Source organism: Acinetobacter sp. CIP 51.11, assembly GCF_000369665.1.
GTDB classification, from domain to species: Bacteria; Pseudomonadota; Gammaproteobacteria; order Pseudomonadales; family Moraxellaceae; genus Acinetobacter; species Acinetobacter lwoffii_S.
Genome location: NZ_KB850129.1, coordinates 543,434 through 560,792, shown reverse-complemented (window position 1 = coordinate 560,792; position 17,359 = coordinate 543,434). Strand labels below are relative to the sequence as shown.

General features: G+C 44.3%; 15 protein-coding genes and 2 pseudogenes. 13 read left to right on the top strand and 4 right to left on the bottom strand.

What is annotated here, in order from left to right; all coding sequences use genetic code 11:
• Positions 1 to 51 precede the first annotated feature (51 nt).
• From dsbD to F894_RS06460, 4 genes are all read left to right on the top strand, one after another.
• On the top strand, positions 52 to 1,989 hold the full coding sequence (gene dsbD, locus F894_RS06475; protein WP_005246777.1) for a protein-disulfide reductase DsbD: 1,938 nt from the start codon (positions 52 to 54) through the stop codon (positions 1,987 to 1,989).
• On the top strand, positions 1,986 to 2,834 hold the full coding sequence (locus tag F894_RS06470) for a TlpA disulfide reductase family protein (protein WP_005246776.1): 849 nt from the start codon (positions 1,986 to 1,988) through the stop codon (positions 2,832 to 2,834). The genes dsbD and F894_RS06470 overlap by 4 nt, the downstream gene beginning before the upstream one ends.
• Before the next feature lie 19 nt (positions 2,835 to 2,853).
• Positions 2,854 to 3,594 (top strand): thiol:disulfide interchange protein DsbG, encoded by a 741-nt coding sequence (gene dsbG / locus F894_RS06465; protein WP_005246775.1) that lies wholly within the window; start codon positions 2,854 to 2,856, stop codon positions 3,592 to 3,594.
• A 110-nt stretch (positions 3,595 to 3,704) separates the two neighbouring features.
• Positions 3,705 to 4,067, top strand: a complete 363-nt coding sequence (locus F894_RS06460) for a YidH family protein (RefSeq protein WP_005246774.1) — start codon at positions 3,705 to 3,707, stop codon at positions 4,065 to 4,067.
• Here the strand turns inward: F894_RS06460 and F894_RS06455 are convergent.
• Positions 4,064 to 4,384 (bottom strand): ArsR/SmtB family transcription factor, encoded by a 321-nt coding sequence (locus F894_RS06455; RefSeq protein ID WP_005246773.1) that lies wholly within the window; start codon positions 4,382 to 4,384, stop codon positions 4,064 to 4,066. The genes F894_RS06460 and F894_RS06455 overlap by 4 nt on opposite strands.
• 120 nt (positions 4,385 to 4,504) lie before the next feature.
• On the opposite strand from F894_RS06455, the gene F894_RS06450 reads away from it, so the two are divergent.
• The 4 genes and pseudogenes from F894_RS06450 to F894_RS06435 all read left to right on the top strand — a co-directional run bounded on the left by F894_RS06450 (position 4,505) and on the right by F894_RS06435 (position 7,060).
• Entirely contained in the window at positions 4,505 to 4,921 is a 417-nt protein-coding gene (locus F894_RS06450) for a YeeE/YedE family protein (protein WP_005246772.1), read from the top strand.
• A gap of 1 nt (position 4,922) precedes the next feature.
• The gene (locus F894_RS06445) at positions 4,923 to 5,339 is read left to right on the top strand and encodes a DUF6691 family protein (protein WP_005246771.1); all 417 of its coding nucleotides are present in this window, start codon (positions 4,923 to 4,925) and stop codon (positions 5,337 to 5,339) included.
• Positions 5,340 to 5,341: 2 nt separating this feature from the next.
• Positions 5,342 to 6,214 carry an MBL fold metallo-hydrolase gene (locus F894_RS06440; protein WP_005246770.1) on the top strand — a complete coding sequence of 291 codons (873 nt, stop codon included), beginning with the start codon at positions 5,342 to 5,344 and terminating at the stop codon, positions 6,212 to 6,214.
• Positions 6,215 to 6,282: 68 nt separating this feature from the next.
• Positions 6,283 to 7,060: pseudogene (locus F894_RS06435) on the top strand (sulfite exporter TauE/SafE family protein).
• Positions 7,061 to 7,229: 169 nt separating this feature from the next.
• On the opposite strand, the pseudogene F894_RS14880 reads toward F894_RS06435, so the two are convergent.
• A pseudogene (locus F894_RS14880) lies at positions 7,230 to 7,760 on the bottom strand (transposase); the annotation flags it as partial.
• A gap of 220 nt (positions 7,761 to 7,980) precedes the next feature.
• On the opposite strand from F894_RS14880, the gene F894_RS06430 reads away from it, so the two are divergent.
• Positions 7,981 to 9,018: a metallophosphoesterase gene (locus F894_RS06430; RefSeq protein WP_005246768.1), complete on the top strand. Its 1,038-nt coding sequence runs from the start codon at positions 7,981 to 7,983 to the stop codon at positions 9,016 to 9,018.
• A 66-nt stretch (positions 9,019 to 9,084) separates the two neighbouring features.
• Here the strand turns inward: F894_RS06430 and F894_RS06425 are convergent, their stop codons facing one another.
• Positions 9,085 to 9,507, bottom strand: a complete 423-nt coding sequence (locus tag F894_RS06425) for an OsmC family protein (protein ID WP_004280142.1) — start codon at positions 9,505 to 9,507, stop codon at positions 9,085 to 9,087.
• 147 nt (positions 9,508 to 9,654) lie between these two features.
• On the opposite strand from F894_RS06425, the gene crp reads away from it, so the two are divergent.
• From crp to clpB, 4 genes are all read left to right on the top strand, one after another.
• Positions 9,655 to 10,362, top strand: a complete 708-nt coding sequence (gene crp, locus F894_RS06420; protein WP_004280141.1) for a cAMP-activated global transcriptional regulator CRP — start codon at positions 9,655 to 9,657, stop codon at positions 10,360 to 10,362.
• Positions 10,363 to 10,535: 173 nt separating this feature from the next.
• Positions 10,536 to 11,585, top strand: coding sequence for an NADP(H)-dependent aldo-keto reductase (locus tag F894_RS06415; protein WP_005246767.1), 1,050 nt, complete (start codon positions 10,536 to 10,538; stop codon positions 11,583 to 11,585).
• A gap of 143 nt (positions 11,586 to 11,728) precedes the next feature.
• The gene (locus F894_RS06410; RefSeq protein ID WP_004646580.1) at positions 11,729 to 12,094 is read left to right on the top strand and encodes an antitoxin Xre/MbcA/ParS toxin-binding domain-containing protein; all 366 of its coding nucleotides are present in this window, start codon (positions 11,729 to 11,731) and stop codon (positions 12,092 to 12,094) included.
• Between the two features lie 251 nt (positions 12,095 to 12,345).
• Positions 12,346 to 14,925 carry an ATP-dependent chaperone ClpB gene (gene clpB, locus F894_RS06405; RefSeq protein WP_005246766.1) on the top strand — a complete coding sequence of 860 codons (2,580 nt, stop codon included), beginning with the start codon at positions 12,346 to 12,348 and terminating at the stop codon, positions 14,923 to 14,925.
• Between the two features lie 185 nt (positions 14,926 to 15,110).
• Here the strand turns inward: clpB and rlmKL are convergent, their stop codons facing one another.
• Positions 15,111 to 17,315, bottom strand: coding sequence for a bifunctional 23S rRNA (guanine(2069)-N(7))-methyltransferase RlmK/23S rRNA (guanine(2445)-N(2))-methyltransferase RlmL (gene rlmKL / locus F894_RS06400; RefSeq protein ID WP_004280136.1), 2,205 nt, complete (start codon positions 17,313 to 17,315; stop codon positions 15,111 to 15,113).
• Positions 17,316 to 17,359: the final 44 nt, after the last annotated feature.

Genomic DNA, 17,359 nt, shown 5'->3' with positions numbered 1-17,359 from the left:
CTTAATTTTAGTTTTTCAATAATGCAGTCCTAACAGGAGGAGATCAGCTGGATGTTGAAGTGGATATTGGGTGCCGTGATCGGCGGTGGAATCATGACGGGAACTGCACATGCAGACTTTTTACCACCGGATCAGGCATTTCAGTTTCAGGTGGTTTCTACAAGCCAGGATCAGGCAGAGCTTAGCTGGAAAATCGCAGAGGGTTATTACCTGTATCATGACCAGCTTAAAGTGTCTCATCAGCAGACCCCAGTCAAGTTGGCACTGCCCAAACCCGAAGACAAAGACGACCCCAATTTCGGTTTGACCCAGGTGCATTATGGGCCAGTCAAAACCAATCTGAATGTCCAGCCCAACCAGCAATTTGTGGTGCAATGGCAGGGCTGTGCAGAAAGCGGTTTATGTTATCCGGTGCAACGCACCACAGTAAAAACTGATGCAGATGGTTTATTTCCAGCGCAAAATCTGAGCAAAAAACCAAAACTGCTGGCCAGCACTGCACAGCCAGAAGCAAATGACAAGATTCTGATCGCTCAGAAAGATAAGCTAGAAGCTATAGGGCAAACTCAAAGTACAGATCAAGCGCTGACCGAAGAAAAGGTAGAGGAAATGCAAGTTACTGCAGTTTCCGAACCTGTCGTTCAGCCTGAGATGGAATTAACAGAGAAAAACGACTCACTCATTGTAGACCCTAAAAATCAAACTTCGTCAGCAGGCATGAATAGCCAGTGGAACAATGACCAGTATTTTTTAAGTTTGCTGTCGGAACAAGGTCTGTTAATTAATGCACTGATTTTTCTCGGGCTTGGCATTCTGCTGGCATTTTTACCGTGTTCCTTACCCTTGATTCCAATTTTAACGGGAATTCTGGTACAGCAGCACCGGGGCTACCGTGCGGCACTAATTGCGCTGGTTTTCGTTTTGGGTATGGCACTGGTCTATGCGGTCATGGGACTTGCTGTGGCACAGCTCGGTTATAGTTTTCAGCGCTGGTTTCAAAGTCCGGTATTCATCAGTATTTTCAGCATTCTGTTTGTTTTGTTCGCGCTCAATCTGTTTGGAGCATTTCAGCTTTCCTTATCCCAAGGCATGTTACAGCGTCTGGATCAATGGCAGCAAAAGCAGAAGGGTGGCACGCTGATTGGTGCCGGTCTTATGGGTATGATCGCGGCACTGATTGTCGGGCCATGTATGAGTGCACCGTTGGCCGGTGCCTTAATCTATGTGTCTCAGCTCAATCAACCGATGCTGGGTGCCAGCTATCTGTTTGTCTTAGGCCTTGGGCTGGGCTTGCCGCTTTTTATTGCTGCCGTATTTGGGTCCCATCTTTTACCCAAACCTGGCATCTGGATGGATCGCCTGAAGTTTAGTTTTGGCTTTGTCATGCTGGCGCTGGCCTTGTATTTCGCCCGTCCATTATTGCCCGGCATTTTATACCTGAGCCTTTTGGGTGTAGTACTGATCACCTGTTCAGGCTACTTCTTGTTCAAGATGCTGCCTCATGTGCATCGGTCTGTATCGAAAATAGTCCTGATGCTGCTCAGTGGTTTACTGGTCTATGCAGGAGGCATGCAGCTCTATCATGTTTGGAGTCAGGTACAGGTGGCCCATGTAGAATCAGGGCTTGAATGGCAGAGAATCAGTACAGCCGCACAATTGCAACAGGTTTTAGCCAAACATCCTGCACAGCCGGTGGTGATTGATGTGTATGCGGACTGGTGTGTGGCCTGTCAACCGATTGAAAAGGAAGTGATTCCACGTAGTGATGTCCAGACGGCTTTACAAAATGTGGTTCGTATCAAATTAGACCTGACCCACTATCATCCAAGTCAGGATGAGCTGCTAAAAGCATGGCAAATCCTCGGTCCACCCACCTTTATATTTTTAAATGCAGCGCATCAGGAGCAGCGGGATTTGCGTTTGACCGGAAGCTTTAGTGCGGCACATTTACTAGACACATTGCAGCAACTGCAAGGGGAGCAACCATGATGATTTCCAGCGATGCACTGCATCTGGGACCTTTGATGTTGCCCTGGACGCTCATTATTGTTGCCACTGGCTTGATGCTGTTATCTGCCGTCCTGTTTGGATTAGCCAGAAAGTATTCATGGTCTAAACAGCAGCTTGGCCAAAGTCAGGATTTGCTCTGGAGCAGTTTTTTGCTAGGGATGCTGGGTGCACGTCTTGTTTTCGTTCTGCTCAATGCCGAGCTGTATTTTGCAGCACCCATCGACATACTGAAAATCCAGGACAAAGGTTTCCATTTATGGGGAGGGGTGCTGATTGGTGCTTTGTGGTATGTCATCCGAAACAGACAGCTGCAGACCCGATTCAAAGCCATCTTGCTGATCATCTTTGTACTCTGGGTCGGGCTTGGGCTCGCGTTCAAATCCAGTCTAAAAACTGAAGCAGCGTTTCCTGATCTAGCCTTTGCTGGACTAGAACAGGAGCGTCTGGGTACAGACAAGATTCCACTCAGCCAATTCGTTGGCCAGCCCACGGTAATTAATTTGTGGGCGAGCTGGTGTCCGCCGTGTCACCGCGAAATGCCGGTGTTGGCCAAGGCTGCTAAGCAGCACCCTCAAGTGAATTTTGTCATGCTGAATCAGGGTGAGGAGGTAGCCACCGTAAATGCCTATTTAAGAAAACATCAGTTTCAATTTAAACATGTCCTGCTGGACCCATATGGTGAACTACCCCAGCAGCTGAATAGTTTTGGCCTGCCAACGACGCTGTTTTTTAATGCTCAAGGCCAGCTGGTCGAGCGGCATATGGGGGAACTCAGTCCGGCCATGTTGCAGCAATATTTAAACAGAATTTCAGATCAACCTTAAAAAAACGGAAGGACTTAGTATGAACAAAATTTACCGGGTGCTTGGTGCTGGCATGTTCCTGATCATGAGCATGCACACACAGGCAAATATTAAACAGCATATTGAAAAACAGGGTTTTGTGTTTGTAAAACAGATTCCGGCACCGCAAGGAATGACCGGCTGGGTGGGGCATGAAGACCAGTACTCCAATACGCTATTTATCTCCAACGATGACAAATATTATATCAAGGGCGAACTGTTTGATGCGCAAGGGAAAAACCTATCCAATGAGCAGATTGAAAAGCATATGAAAAAAGCGGTATTGGACGATGTCTGGAAAACCCTGGAAAAATCGACCTGGATCCAGGATGGAAAGCCAGATGCACCACGGGTGGTCTATGTGTTTTCCGATCCGAATTGCCCATATTGCTATAAATTCTGGCAAGCAGCTCGGCCTTGGGTCGAATCAGGCAAGGTACAACTGCGTCATATTCAGGTCGGTGTGATCCGTGAAGAAAGCCGTGGCCAGGTGGCCACATTGTTAATGTCGAAAGATCCAACGGCAGTTTTTAACGATTTGAACAAGAATATAGGCAAAAATAAACTGAAAGAAATGCGGAAGATTCCTGCTGAAATTGCTGCCAAAATTGACGCCAATCAGGCATTGATGGGGAAATACGGCTTTTTCTCCACACCGTCGATGGCCTGGAAAAACAATCAGGGTGAATTTAAATCGACTCAAGGCCTGGCGAGGGATGTCAAAGATATTTTTGAACAATAAGATTTTAACTATATGATAGAAAAAGTTATTTTTTACTTAAAACGTCTATACATGATTGAGAGTCCAGATTTACATTGATGGAAAGGCTAAGTATGAAGAGCAGATAAGATATGTCAAATTTGGATGATCCACGGGTACTGCTTGCTTTGGAACGAACCGCTCTGGCGTGGAACCGGAGTGGTTTGGCATTAATTGCTTTTGGTTTTGTGATTGAAAAATCCAACCTGCTAGTGCAACTGGTGGACCCAGACACTTATGCACAGAAAATAGTTTATTCACAATGGCTGGGAATTGCGGTGATTGTATTTGGTATGTGGGTGAATTTCGCCTCAATCCTGCAATATCGACGGGGGTTGACATCACTGCGACCGCCGGAATTTATTGAAGGTTATTACACCCAGTATCCCGTATGGCTAAACCTGTTTACTGCTTTTAGCGGACTGCTTCTGATCATTTCTTTTTGGCTGCACTAAGAAGAGGGCTGGGCGCAATACAGCTCGTACAGCTTTTGCATCAGGCTCAAGACCTTGGGATCACTCAGACGATAGAAAATCTGCTTGCCCTCACGTCGGGTGCCAACCATGTTGGCCTTACGCAATACAGTCAGCTGTTGTGAAAGTGTAGGTTGATGAATGTCAGTAGATTCTTCAATTTCCTGAACATTCATTTCCCCATCGACCAGGACACATAAGATTTTCAGACGATCAGGATTGGCCAAAACTTTTAGGCATTGGCTGACGAAATCGACTTGAGAAAAATCAATTTTGGCATTTTCAGCAATCATATCCATAAATGTCCTCACAACTTTTGATGTAGCCCGTGCAGTTTACATAATTTACCATAAAACTGCTTGATTAATATTTTTTATTATATAATATAAAAAAGTATATTGTATGGGGGTTAATTCATCATGCATGACTTCCTCATCGCATTTATTGGCGGCTTAATGCTCGGGCTTTCCGTAGTTGGTTATCTTTACGTCAATGGCCGTATTGCAGGAATCAGTGGTTTGATTGGGCAGGTATTAAACTCAAAAACCATGTTTAAAACGCCTGCAATCTGGTTTTTATTAGGCTTGATCCTCACACCGTTTATTTATGGTCTGTTTGTACAACCTGAAATTGAATTGAATGCCAGTCCACTGATGATGATTGTAGCAGGTCTGCTGGTGGGCTTTGGGACACGTCTGGGTTCGGGCTGTACCAGTGGTCACGGAATTTGTGGCATCAGTCGCCTGTCTAAGCGTTCTATTATCGCGACCATGACTTTTATGTTTGCAGGTTTTGTCACTGTTTACCTTATCCGCTATATCACAGGAGCATTCTAAAATGAAAAATGTGTTTGCCTTTTTATTTGGTGCTCTGTTCTCTGTGGGTCTGATGGTATCGGGCATGTCTAACCCGGAAAAAGTACTCGACTTTCTGGATCTGTTTGGCGACTGGGATGCCAGTCTGGCCTTTGTCATGATGGGCGCGATTGCGGCGGCCTTTATTCCCTTCCAGAAGGCATTACGTACGGCACAACCCAAAACAGTTTTTAATGAACCTATTGATTTACCTAGAAATAATCAGATAGATAAGAAACTGATTACGGGTGCGGTTTTGTTTGGTGCAGGTTGGGGTATTGCTGGTATCTGTCCGGCGCCAAGTTTCACTTTGATCGGTTTGGGCCACTATCAAGTGCTCTATTTTATAGTAGCAATGCTGGTGGGTGTATGGATTCACCGTAAATGGTCAGGAGCTTAACGATGTCAAACTTACCTATAGTAAAAGATTTTTTTCACGAAGATACCAATACCTTCAGTTATGTTGTACGTGATCCGGCGACCACAGCCTGCGCCATTATTGATAGCGTTCTGGATTATGATCCGGCATCAGCAAGTACCTCAACTATTCATGCCGATAAAATTATTGCCTATATTAAAGAGCAGGGTTTAACGGTCGAGTGGATTCTCGAAACGCATGTCCATGCTGATCATCTGACTGCAGCGCAATATCTCAAAGCTGAGTTAGGTGGCAAGATCGCCATGAGCCAGAAAATTGGTATTGTTCAGGAAACTTTTGGCGCGATTTATCATCTGGATATTAAACAATGGAATGCTCAGCAGCTCTTTGATTATTTATTTAAAGATCATGAGTCGTTCCAAATCGGAACCTTGAAGGCTTATAACATTCCAACACCGGGACATACGCCTGCTTGTCTGAGTTATGTGATTGGTGATGCGGTTTTTGTGGGTGATACCCTGTTTATGCCAGATTATGGTACAGCACGTTGTGACTTCCCGCGAGGCAGCGCAGAACAGCTTTATGATTCGGTACAAAGCCTGTTTCAGTTGCCAGAAGATACGCGGGTCTTTTTATGTCATGACTATTTGCCTGAAACACGTGAATCCTATGTGTGTGAATCTGATATACAGACACAAAAGACACAGAATATTCATATTCATCAGGGAATCAGTAAAGCTGAATTTGCTCAGATGCGCAACCAGCGGGATTCAGGACTCAATATGCCTAAGCTGATTCTACCGGCAATTCAGATCAATATGAAAGCAGGGCAGTTCCCTGAGCCTGAAGCCAATGGTGTTTCTTACCTCAAGCTTCCTCTTAACTACTTCAAATAAGCTTGTGTCGTGATTCAACAAAAAGTTCAACCTTTATTGAATCACTTTTGTGGATAAGGGAGAGGGCGATGTGGGCATTAATACTTGAAGGGCTGGTTTATCGGAGTGCTATTGGGTTTGACCGGTGCCGGTGGCGGCATTCTGGCTATACCGGCACTGATGGCGAGTCAGGGTTGGACTGTGGCACAGGCTGCACCGGTAGGCTTGCTGGCAGTCACGCTGTCGGCTTTGGTTGGAACATTCGAAGGTTTATTCAAGCGTATTGTACGTTATCGCGCTGCGCTCTGGATCGCGCTGATCAGTATTCCTTCAGCCCGTTATGGCGTGCATCTGGCCGATATCGTTTCTCCGGTCTGGCTGACGCTGGCTTTCAGTCTGGTCATGTTAATTGTGGCTTATCGGATCTTCTTTAATAAAGTCCATGATCATGGCAATGCACCGTGTAAGGTCAATCAAACCACCGGTCGTTTGATCTGGAATGTCAAAACTGCTTCGTTCCTGGCAGGTATTGGTATCGTGGCAGGTTTATTAACCGGTCTATTGGGGGTTGGGGGGGTAATTGTTCCAGCCCTGTGTAAATTCACCGACCTTGATATGCGCAGTATCGTTGCGACTTCCCTGATGATTATTTTCCTGATTGGTGGGGTCAGTATTTCTGCACACGTGCTGGATGGCTTTCAATATCCTGTTTCGGTTACGCTGACCTTTGTCCTGGCCTGTATTATCGGAATGTTAATTGGACGCAGTTTGATGCAGCGGATTGACAGTAACAAGGTACAGAAAATATTTGCCACTACCGTGGTTGGAGTGGCGATGTATTTAATCTATTCAGCACTCATGGGCTAAACCAACCGGTTTGGAACTTCAACTCAAACGCTTTCAATCTACCTGAGCATCGTTTATACAAAATATAATTTTAATGGCCGAGGAAGAATGAAAATGATGAAAACTGCAGAGCAATTGATCCAGAATGCAAAAAGCCGGATTCAGGAAGTCAGCGTAAATGAACTGTTTGAAGCGATGCAAAACCATCAACCAATTGCTCAACCATTTTTATGTCAGCAACATGTCCATTCGATAAAGCAGAACAACTAATTTCACCAAATTGGTTCATCACGATATGTAATTTACAGCCATAAAACCAACCCATAGAACTTTTGCCACGTGATGCGATTTGGGCTAATGATTTATGGCATTGAATACGTTGATTTTTACAAACAGGTAGCGTTGTTGAATCAATCTATAAGTATTGTTTATCTTTGCCTTTCATCAAAGCTACATACAGGGCACGTAGTGCTAATTCATGCCTATTGATCAAGTGAATCATGCGTTGGCAGCAAGGCAAGTGCTTAAATAAAAAGCTTTTATCCAGCTTTAGCCATGTAAAAAAGGCTTTGAAATTATTGAAATGAGAACATTTGTACCAAATGGTGATAAAGCAGATTTCTGAAATTGTGAGCTGAGCATTTCTGATTCTTAGAGAATGATGACTTTGTTTGAGGAACTTCCAATAAGTTGCTTCAAATTTAAGAAAGAAATCATCAATTAAGCAGAATCGGTACTATTGAACATCAGGACTAGAGTTGTGAGTTTGGTTTGGTAACTCAACTGATGGCTCTAGTCCTCTTATTTTTCAAGTCAATTTCTTATCCGTGATTCGGGTTAAATTATTTAAATGATGATTCATTCTGTATTCAGATCTTCATAAATTTAAAGGATACTTATTAGGGATATATTCTGTTTTAGACTTAATTCAGGATGCATAAATGAAGTACTCATTTATACAGCAGGCTTTCACTGGTCCCGTGGATATCGTAGGGGATATTCATGGTGAGATTGCCGCGCTGGAACAACTGATCCAGGTATTAGGCTATGACCGGAATGGTCATCATCCAGAACAGCGCAAACTAATTTTTGTCGGTGATCTATGTGACCGGGGGCAAGACAGTGTTGCGGTGATCAAACGCGTCAAACAGCTGGTAGATGAAGGCTATGCGCAATGTGTGATGGGTAATCATGAATTGAACCTATTGACCGATACTTTGCGGGAAGGCAATGGCTGGTTTTTTGGTTCACCGCATCAGGATGATCTGAAACCTTTTGATTCGATCCAAGCCTCAATCAAAGATCGACAATGGATTCTGGATTTTTTAAATAGCTTACCGTTGGCCTTGGAGTCGGAGCAGCTGCGTGTTGTACATGCCTGTTGGCATCAAGAATCAATTGATCAATTACGCAATTCTGGTTTTACTTCGCTTGGCGAAGCCTATGCTGATTTCGTTCAACATACAGCGCTGGATCTGCAAGCCTTAGGTATTAATGAATTCATCCAGATAGAACAGCAACGCTACCAACACCAGTTCAAAGACCCGGCTGCAACTTTACCTTTATTGCAACATCTCGCAGAAAAAGAGCTGCGTGAGCAAATGCACAATCCGATTCGGGTCATTACTTCTGGTGCGGAAAAAATCGCCTTAGAACCGATTTATGCCGGTGGAAGGTGGCGGATGATCGACCGCGTGCCATGGTGGGACAGCTATACCGACCAAATTCCAGTCATTACTGGACATTATTGGCGGAACTTTAAATCTACTGAAGAAAAAACCGGTTTACTCAAATCGATCGATGCACTGCAATGGTATGGACAGCAACAAAACGTATTTTGTGTGGATTATTCAGTGGGTAAACGCTATCTCGATCGTCAACAGGGTGTCGCGTTCAGACATCGACTCGGCGCCTTAAGATTTCCAGAAAATATCTTGAGCTTTGAAGATGGCAATCAGTATTCAGTTCAGCGGTTCTGAGAAAAGGCAATTTTCTGATACAAAAAAAGCAGCTTTTCCAGCCGCTTTTTTTACAGAATCTAGATTTTATTCTGCTTCGATTATTTCATAATCATGGGTGATTTCAACACCGCCATCAGACAGCATTTTGCTGGCAGAGCAATATTTTTCAGCAGAAAGTTCTACGGCTTTTGCGACCTGTTTCTCTTTAATCGCTTTGCCGGTCACTACAAAATGCAAGTGAATTTTCGTGAATACTGCCGGAATTGTATCTGCACGTTCAGCCTTTAATTCGCAGCGTACATCGGTAATATCCTGACGAGCCTTCTTTAAAATGGTAACAATATCAAAAGACGCACAACCGCCCAGACCCGTTAAAAGCAGTTCCATAGGACGGGGACCACGGTTTTCACCACCGTATTCAGCTGAACCATCCATGATAAGGCTATGACCACTTTGAGTTTTTGCTTCAAAAGCAACATTCTCTAACCAATGAACGCTTGTTTGCATTGCAACTACCTAAAAAAAGCTATAAATTTGTCAAGTAACTGTACACTAACATAAATTGGGTTGATACGGAATTTCAATCCCACTGTGTGACAAGTTCACATTAGGTCTTGTGCGATCTATAAATTATCCATAATCGGAACTGTTAGCATGACTTCAAACTTTTCACAATTAAGCACTGATGCGCTTTCTCCGGGGCAATTACCAGAATCCGTGAAAGCACTGTTAAAACGTGCATATATTAATCGTTATCCAAAACGTACCACGATCATTGATGCAGGATCAGAATCTAAATCTTTATATTTAATTCTGAAGGGGTCTGTATCTATCATTCTTCGTGAAGATGATGATCGTGAAATTGTCGTGGCTTATTTAAATGCGGGTGACTTCTTTGGGGAAATGGGTCTATTCGAGGTTAATCCACAACGTACTGCGGAAGTTCGTACGCGTGATGTGTGTGAAATTGCCGAAATTACCTATGAAAACTTTCACGAAATCAGCAAGCAATATCCTGATCTGAGCTATGCGGTATTTGCTCAATTAGTACGCCGTTTGAAAAATACCACACGTAAAGTCACTGATCTGGCATTTATTGATGTTTCAGGCCGGATTGCACGTTGTCTGATCGACCTGTCTTCACAGCCAGAAGCGATGATTTTGCCGAATGGCCGTCAGATTCGTATTACCCGTCAGGAAATTGGTCGCATTGTTGGCTGTTCCCGCGAAATGGTCGGACGTGTACTAAAAACCCTGGAAGAGCAGGGCATGATCGAAACCGATGGTAAAGCCATCCTGATCTTTGATGCTTCATTAGAAGAAGCATCTGAAGCAGTGGCAGATGGTGCCATAGACGAATAATCCAGATATTAAAAAGCAAATCTTCGGATTTGCTTTTTTTATGCGTCATTACTCAATACATAAAAATTTAGAACAAGCTTCTCAGAAAAGATGATTTAAGCCTCCCTTATAATTCCGATAGGCTATAGCCCACTTAATCTCAATTCACTGAATAAAATTCACAGGATGTTTTTATGCAATTCAGACCGTTGGCGGATACCGGCATTCTTTTGCCAGAAATTTGTTTGGGCACCATGACCTTTGGTGAGCAGAACACGCAAGAACAGGCTTTTCAGCAACTGGATTATGCCTTAGATCAGGGACTGTATTTCTGGGATACTGCGGAAATGTACCCGGTACCGCCAAAACCCGAAACGCAAGGTGCTACCGAGCGTATTATCGGGAACTGGATCGCTGCACGTGGTGGCCGTGACAAACTTTTTTTAGCCTCAAAAATTGCCGGACCATCGCAAGGTGGTAGTCATATCCGGGATGGTCAAACCCGTTTTGTTGCCGATGAAATTTCAGCAGCAATAGACCAGTCATTGTCACGCCTGCAAACGGATTATATCGACCTGTATCAGTTACACTGGCCACAACGCCCCACCAATTTCTTTGGCAAGTTGGGTTATGGCAATGCTGAAGCGGCAGAAGACCGTGCCGTAACGGATCTGGAAGAAACCCTGACTGCCTTGCAGGATGAAATTAAAAAAGGTCGTATCCGTTATATAGGCCTTTCCAATGAAACCCCGTGGGGCACGATGAAGTTCCTGCATCTCGCAGAAAAATTAGGTTTGTCCAAATTCGTCAGCGTGCAAAATCCTTATAACCTGCTGAACCGTACTTATGAAATTGGCATGTCAGAAATTGCCCGATATGAAAATGTAGGTTTGTTGGCGTATTCACCTTTGGCATTTGGTTATCTGACCAGTAAATTCCGTCATGGTGCGCGTCCTGCCAATGCACGTGTAACGCTATTCTCCCGCTTTAGCCGCTATAGCAATCCGCAAAGTGAATGGGCAACCGAGCAATATGCCCAGCTGGCAGAACAGCATGGCTTAAGTCTCACTCAATTGGCTTTGGCCTTTATCAAGCAGCAGTTCTTTGTGACCAGTACGATTATTGGTGCCACCAATCTGGATCAGCTGAAAGAAAATATTCAGGCATTTGAAATTGATCTGTCTGAGGAAATACTGAAAGGTATTGAGGCAATTCACCGTCAGCAACCGAATCCGGCACCATAATCATGGTGTTGTTATTTTAAAGCACCCTCCAAGCGAGGGTGTTTTAATTTTATGAGAAATTAAATTTGATGATAAACAACATGGCCGGAAAACAATAAAAGCAGCATAATCGAAATAAGACGCATCAAGATGATTTGATAAAAATGAATAGTGAAACAGGTATTTCTAAATCCCAAGTATTAGCTATAGCAGTATTCAACTTAGCTGAGCAGTTGCAACTGAAAGAATTCGAACTTGCATTGATTCTGGGTTTATCTGAGGCGGAATTATCTCTGGTTATAAATGAAAAAGAATTAGAACCAGATACTACAGCAGGCGAAAAAGCTATAGCTTTAGTAAATATCTATCAAAAGTTATTTAGCTTGCATGGTGGAGACTTGAGCTGGATGCGCCATTTTATCAATTCACCTAACAAGCTTTTGAATCATCAAACGCCAAGATCCTTGATGCAAACAGAACATGGTTTGAGTGAAGTATTGCGATTACTAGGAAGGTTGCAACCGTACTAAAAATATCTCTCTATTCTCTACTAAGCTGAAAAATAGCAGAGTAAATTAAATAAAATATGAATTGTTTATCTTCACCTTAAAAATTCTTCTAACCTCACTTGAAATATGATTTGATTACACCAATATTATTATTAAAGACTGTCTAAATGTTTATATTAAGTTTTTGAAAAATATATAAAAATGATTTGAAATTTTATCAAGCGTACCCATATATCCATCAAGTAGAAAATTTGTTGTGAGGAATAACAAGAATGCGTTTTGAAAAATTTACCAATCGCCTGCAGCAAACCCTTTCCGATGCACAATCGCTGGCCATGAGTAAGGATCATACCTCCATTGATGGGATCCATATCTTGGCCACCTTGATGGATGAAGCATCCAATGTCAGCCTGCTGCAACAGGCCGGTGCTAATCTGCGTGAGCTACAAACCAAGCTGCAAACAGCATTTAGCAATGCGGCAACCCTGACCAATCCATCAGCAGATATCAATCTCAGTCCTGAGGCGGCAAAAGTATTGCATCTGGCAGACAGCTTTGCGCAAAAAGCCGGAGATGAGTTTTTATCTACGGATTGGGTGCTGTTGGCACTGGCAGAAACCGGAAATACCAAAACCTTATTAAATAGTATTGGCGTAAAGGCAGAGACTTTAGGTCAAGTGATTAATCAATTTCGAGGCGATGAAAAAGTCATGAGCAACAATCATGAAGATCAGCGTGATTCACTGAATAAGTACACCATTGATTTAACTGAACGTGCGTTGGCAGGCAAGCTTGATCCTGTGATTGGCCGTGATGATGAAATCCGCCGTACCATTCAGGTCTTATCACGCCGTACCAAAAATAACCCGGTACTCATCGGTGAGCCAGGGGTCGGTAAAACTGCAATCGTCGAAGGTCTGGCGCAGCGGATTATCAATGGTGAAGTGCCTGAAGGACTCAAAGGTAAACGTGTTTTATCACTTGATCTGGGTTCTTTGCTGGCCGGTGCCAAATACCGTGGTGAGTTTGAAGAACGCTTAAAAGCCGTTCTGAAAGATATTGCCAAACATGAAGGCGAAATCATCCTGTTTATCGACGAGTTGCATACCCTGGTGGGTGCCGGTAAAGGTGATGGCGCGATGGATGCCGGTAACATGCTGAAACCTGCGCTGGCCCGTGGCGAGCTGCGCTGCGTCGGTGCGACCACACTGGATGAATATCGTCAGTATATTGAAAAAGATGCAGCGCTGGAACGTCGTTTCCAGAAAGTGCTTGTCGATGAGCCAAGCGTAGAAGATACCATTGCGATTCTGCGTGGTTTGAAAGATCGCTATGCTACCCATCACGGGGTACAGATTCTGGATTCCGCGATTATTGCGGCGGCGAAAATGTCGCATCGTTATATTACCGATCGTCAGTTGCCGGATAAAGCCATTGACCTGATTGATGAAGCAGCATCGCGCATCAAAATGGAACTCGATTCTAAGCCAGAAGCTTTAGATAAACTGGAACGCCGTCTGATTCAGTTAAAAATGCAGCTGGAAGCGGTGAAAAAAGATGAAGACTCAGGTGCCAAAGCTGAGATTCAATACTTGTCCGATCAGATCGCCACAGTTGAAAAAGAGTATCATGACCTGGAAGAAGTCTGGCGTGCAGATAAAGCGCTGGTCGAAGGCAATAAAGATGTACAGATCAAACTGGATCAGGCACGTACAGCACTTGAAAAAGCGCAACGTGAAGGTGATCTGGGCGAGGCCGCGCGTTTGCAATATGGCGTGATACCAGAGTTGCAAAAGCAGCTTGAACTGGCTGAAAAAGCCGATGAAAGCGCAACGCCAAAATTGCTGCGTAACAAAGTCACCGACAATGAAATTGCTGAAGTAGTGAGTGCTGCGACCGGTATTCCGGTTGCGAAAATGCTGCAAGGCGAGCGTGACAAATTGCTACATATGGAAGAATTCCTGCATAACCGTGTAGTAGGGCAAGATGAAGCCGTGGTGGCGGTATCCAATGCAGTACGCCGTTCACGTGCCGGTCTGTCAGATCCGAACCGTCCAAGTGGGTCATTCCTGTTCCTGGGGCCAACGGGTGTCGGTAAAACAGAATTGACCAAAGCCTTGGCGAATTTCCTGTTTGACAGCGACGATGCCATGGTGCGTATCGATATGTCGGAATTTATGGAAAAACATTCGGTGAGCCGTTTGGTCGGTGCGCCTCCGGGCTATGTCGGCTATGAAGAAGGCGGTGTACTGACTGAAGCCGTGCGTCGTAAACCGTATAGTGTGATCTTGTTCGATGAAGTCGAAAAGGCGCATCCGGATGTATTTAATATCTTGCTACAGGTACTGGATGATGGCCGTTTAACTGACTCGCAAGGCCGGGTAGTGGACTTTAAAAACTCTGTGATCGTCATGACTTCGAACCTGGGTTCGCAGGATGTACGTGAATTGGGCGGTAATGCCACTAAAGAAGAAGTCCGTACGGTGGTGATGAATGCGGTATCGGAACATTTCCGTCCGGAATTTATCAACCGTATTGATGAACTGGTAGTGTTCCATGCGCTGGAAAAAGACCAGATTCGCGGTATTGCCGATATCCAGTTGGACCGTTTACGTCAACGTCTTGCAGAACGCGATATGCGCTTGTCGGTAGATGACAGCGCTTTCGATCAGCTGATCGAGGCCGGTTTTGATCCATTGTATGGAGCACGTCCACTGAAACGTGCAATCCAGCAGCGGATTGAAAATGGTCTGGCGCAGAAAATCCTGGGCGGAGAATTCCAGCCGGGCGATACCATTCTGGTGAAAGCTGAAGCAGGTGAGTTAATCTTTGAAAAAATGAAACTTAACTAAACCGCTTCTCCTTGCAACAAAAAACCCAGCCTAGGCTGGGTTTTTTTTAATCTTATTTTTAACTTCGAGCATTGCAACACTTTTGTATTCTTGTTGCGGCGAGCTTTAAAGCATGGCTTAAAACTCAGCTCAGGGAAAATAAAGAAGATATCAATCGTGATAAAGACAGTTAATTCATCATCAAATTACACTTGCGGATGACGGATTTTCCAGGCACGGTGAATCTTTTGATTCCGCTTGAAGTCAGGTCCAATGGTTTCCTGGGTAATTTCTTCAACATCAAAGAAGGCCAGAATTTCTTCATCCATCTCAAAACCACGATAGTTATTTGAGAAATACAAGGTACCATCAGTGGTTAAGCGGTTCATCGCACGTTTTAACAGGGACAAATGGTCGCGCTGTACGTCAAAGGTCCCGTAGAATTTCTTCGAGTTTGAGAAGGTTGGTGGGTCGATAAAGATCAGCTCATATTGCTCATGACCTTCTTTTAGCCATTCGAAACAGTCAGAGGCAAAGAACTGATGCTGTTCATCCGCATGATCCACGGTTAAGCCGTTCAGAACAAAATTTTCTTTAGACCAGTTCAAATAAGTATTCGACAGATCGACGCTGGTTGTACTTGCAGCACCACCCAAAGCAGCATGTAAACTTGCCGTTGAGGTATAGCTGTACAGGTTCAGGAAGTGTTTGCCTTTTGCTTCACGTGCAATACGTAAACGCATTTGACGGTGATCCAGAAACAGACCGGTATCCAGATAATCGGTCAGGTTGACCAGAATCTTGGCTTGACCTTCCTGAACGATAAAACGCTTGGATGCTGTACTTTGTTTGGTGTACTGGTTTTTACCTTCCTGACGTGCACGGGTCTTGATAAAGATCGCATCACGGCCCAAACCGGTCACGGCACGAATGGCCTGTAAGGCCAGGTTGAAACGTTTTTTGGCTTTTTCCGGATCAATAGTTTTAGGTGGCGCATATTCTTGTACATGCAAACGCTCGCCATACAGATCTACTGCGACGTTAAAATCAGGTAAATCTGCATCATAGAGACGTAAACAATGGATCTGTTCCTTGACTGCCCATTTTTTTAGAGCTTGCATATTTTTGGTCAGACGGTTGGCAAACTCCATCGCACCTTCAATCGGTTCAAACTGCTGAGGCTGCCAGCTTTCTAGGAATGGACGTACCACTGCGGCCGGTTTAACCGTACCGAAGCGGATATAGATCGGCAATTTACCATTCATCAAACGCAGGATTTGCGGATCATTGAACGCCAGCACATCGGCCTGTTCCACTTGGGAGGCAATCACAGCCGCTTTTTGATTCGGGAAATTCTTTTGCAATAAAGCCGATAAACCCAGGTATAAAGAACGGTTTTGCGCTTTATCGCCGAGACGTTCGCCATATGGCGGGTTGGTCACGAAGAATACTTTCTTGCCTTCTGCATGGAAATCAGGCCAGTCATTTAAAGTCCGTTCTTCGATCATGATATTGTCGAGAGCAGCTTCAAAACCCGCCGCGATAATATTTTGTCTGGTGGCTTTAACCGCTTCCCAGTCCGCATCGAAGGCATAGAATTGTGGTAATGGATTTTCCATTGCCGCTTGATGACGTTCAGCAGCTTCGGCCTTGATGCTCATCCACAGTTCATGGTCATGGCCATTCCAGCCATTAAAACCGAAACGACGGACCAGACCCGGTGCACGGTCGGTCAAAATCATTAGGGATTCAATAATAAAGGTACCTGAACCACACATTGGATCGACAATGATGTCCGGATTTAACGCTTTTAAACCACCTTTTTGCAGAATCGCAGCGGCCAGGTTTTCCTTGATTGGGGCGTCAGTCATAAAGCGGCGATAACCGCGTTTATGCAAAGAGTCGCCAGACAGGTCCAGGCAGTAAGTATGTTCTTTCTTGCCTGCCAGAATATACATGGTAATTTCAGGCTGTTTGGTATCAATGCTTGGACGTTTGCCTACGGCTTCCATAAAGGAATCTACGACACCATCTTTGGCACGTAAAGTCGCAAACTGGGTATTGACCTTGATATCACGTTCGACATGCAAACGAATCGCAAAGGTACTTTGTGGTGCAAAAATCAGCGACCAGTCAAAGCTGAGAGCCCCTTCATAGAGTTCTTCTGCCACATCACGGGCATCATGAGAAAATTCAATTTCATGCGTGTGGATCGGCATCAAGACACGTGAAGCCAGACGTGACCACATGCAGATACGATAAGCATTTTCCAGTGTACCTTTAAAGGTTAAACGGCCTGGAAAACGCTCAATATTCTGAACACCTAAGCCTTGTATTTCTTCTTCTAATAAGGTTTCCAGACCATCGGCACAGGTGACCCAATAATTGCTTAAACGTGGAGAGGTATTCATATAATAGAGAGACCAAAAAAGATAAATAAAAAACTGCGCTAAGT

What these genes read in the sequence shown, in the direction of transcription:
- dsbD (WP_005246777.1), top strand. Translation starts at nt 52, where the DNA reads ATGTTGAAGTGGATATTGGGTGCCGTGATCGGCGGTGGAATCATGACG.
- F894_RS06470 (WP_005246776.1), top strand. Translation starts at nt 1,986, where the DNA reads ATGATGATTTCCAGCGATGCACTGCATCTGGGACCTTTGATGTTGCCC.
- dsbG (WP_005246775.1), top strand. Translation starts at nt 2,854, where the DNA reads ATGAACAAAATTTACCGGGTGCTTGGTGCTGGCATGTTCCTGATCATG.
- F894_RS06460 (WP_005246774.1), top strand. Translation starts at nt 3,705, where the DNA reads ATGTCAAATTTGGATGATCCACGGGTACTGCTTGCTTTGGAACGAACC.
- F894_RS06455 (WP_005246773.1), bottom strand. Translation starts at nt 4,384, where the DNA reads ATGGATATGATTGCTGAAAATGCCAAAATTGATTTTTCTCAAGTCGAT.
- F894_RS06450 (WP_005246772.1), top strand. Translation starts at nt 4,505, where the DNA reads ATGCATGACTTCCTCATCGCATTTATTGGCGGCTTAATGCTCGGGCTT.
- F894_RS06445 (WP_005246771.1), top strand. Translation starts at nt 4,923, where the DNA reads ATGAAAAATGTGTTTGCCTTTTTATTTGGTGCTCTGTTCTCTGTGGGT.
- F894_RS06440 (WP_005246770.1), top strand. Translation starts at nt 5,342, where the DNA reads ATGTCAAACTTACCTATAGTAAAAGATTTTTTTCACGAAGATACCAAT.
- F894_RS06430 (WP_005246768.1), top strand. Translation starts at nt 7,981, where the DNA reads ATGAAGTACTCATTTATACAGCAGGCTTTCACTGGTCCCGTGGATATC.
- F894_RS06425 (WP_004280142.1), bottom strand. Translation starts at nt 9,507, where the DNA reads ATGCAAACAAGCGTTCATTGGTTAGAGAATGTTGCTTTTGAAGCAAAA.
- crp (WP_004280141.1), top strand. Translation starts at nt 9,655, where the DNA reads ATGACTTCAAACTTTTCACAATTAAGCACTGATGCGCTTTCTCCGGGG.
- F894_RS06415 (WP_005246767.1), top strand. Translation starts at nt 10,536, where the DNA reads ATGCAATTCAGACCGTTGGCGGATACCGGCATTCTTTTGCCAGAAATT.
- F894_RS06410 (WP_004646580.1), top strand. Translation starts at nt 11,729, where the DNA reads ATGAATAGTGAAACAGGTATTTCTAAATCCCAAGTATTAGCTATAGCA.
- clpB (WP_005246766.1), top strand. Translation starts at nt 12,346, where the DNA reads ATGCGTTTTGAAAAATTTACCAATCGCCTGCAGCAAACCCTTTCCGAT.
- rlmKL (WP_004280136.1), bottom strand. Translation starts at nt 17,315, where the DNA reads ATGAATACCTCTCCACGTTTAAGCAATTATTGGGTCACCTGTGCCGAT.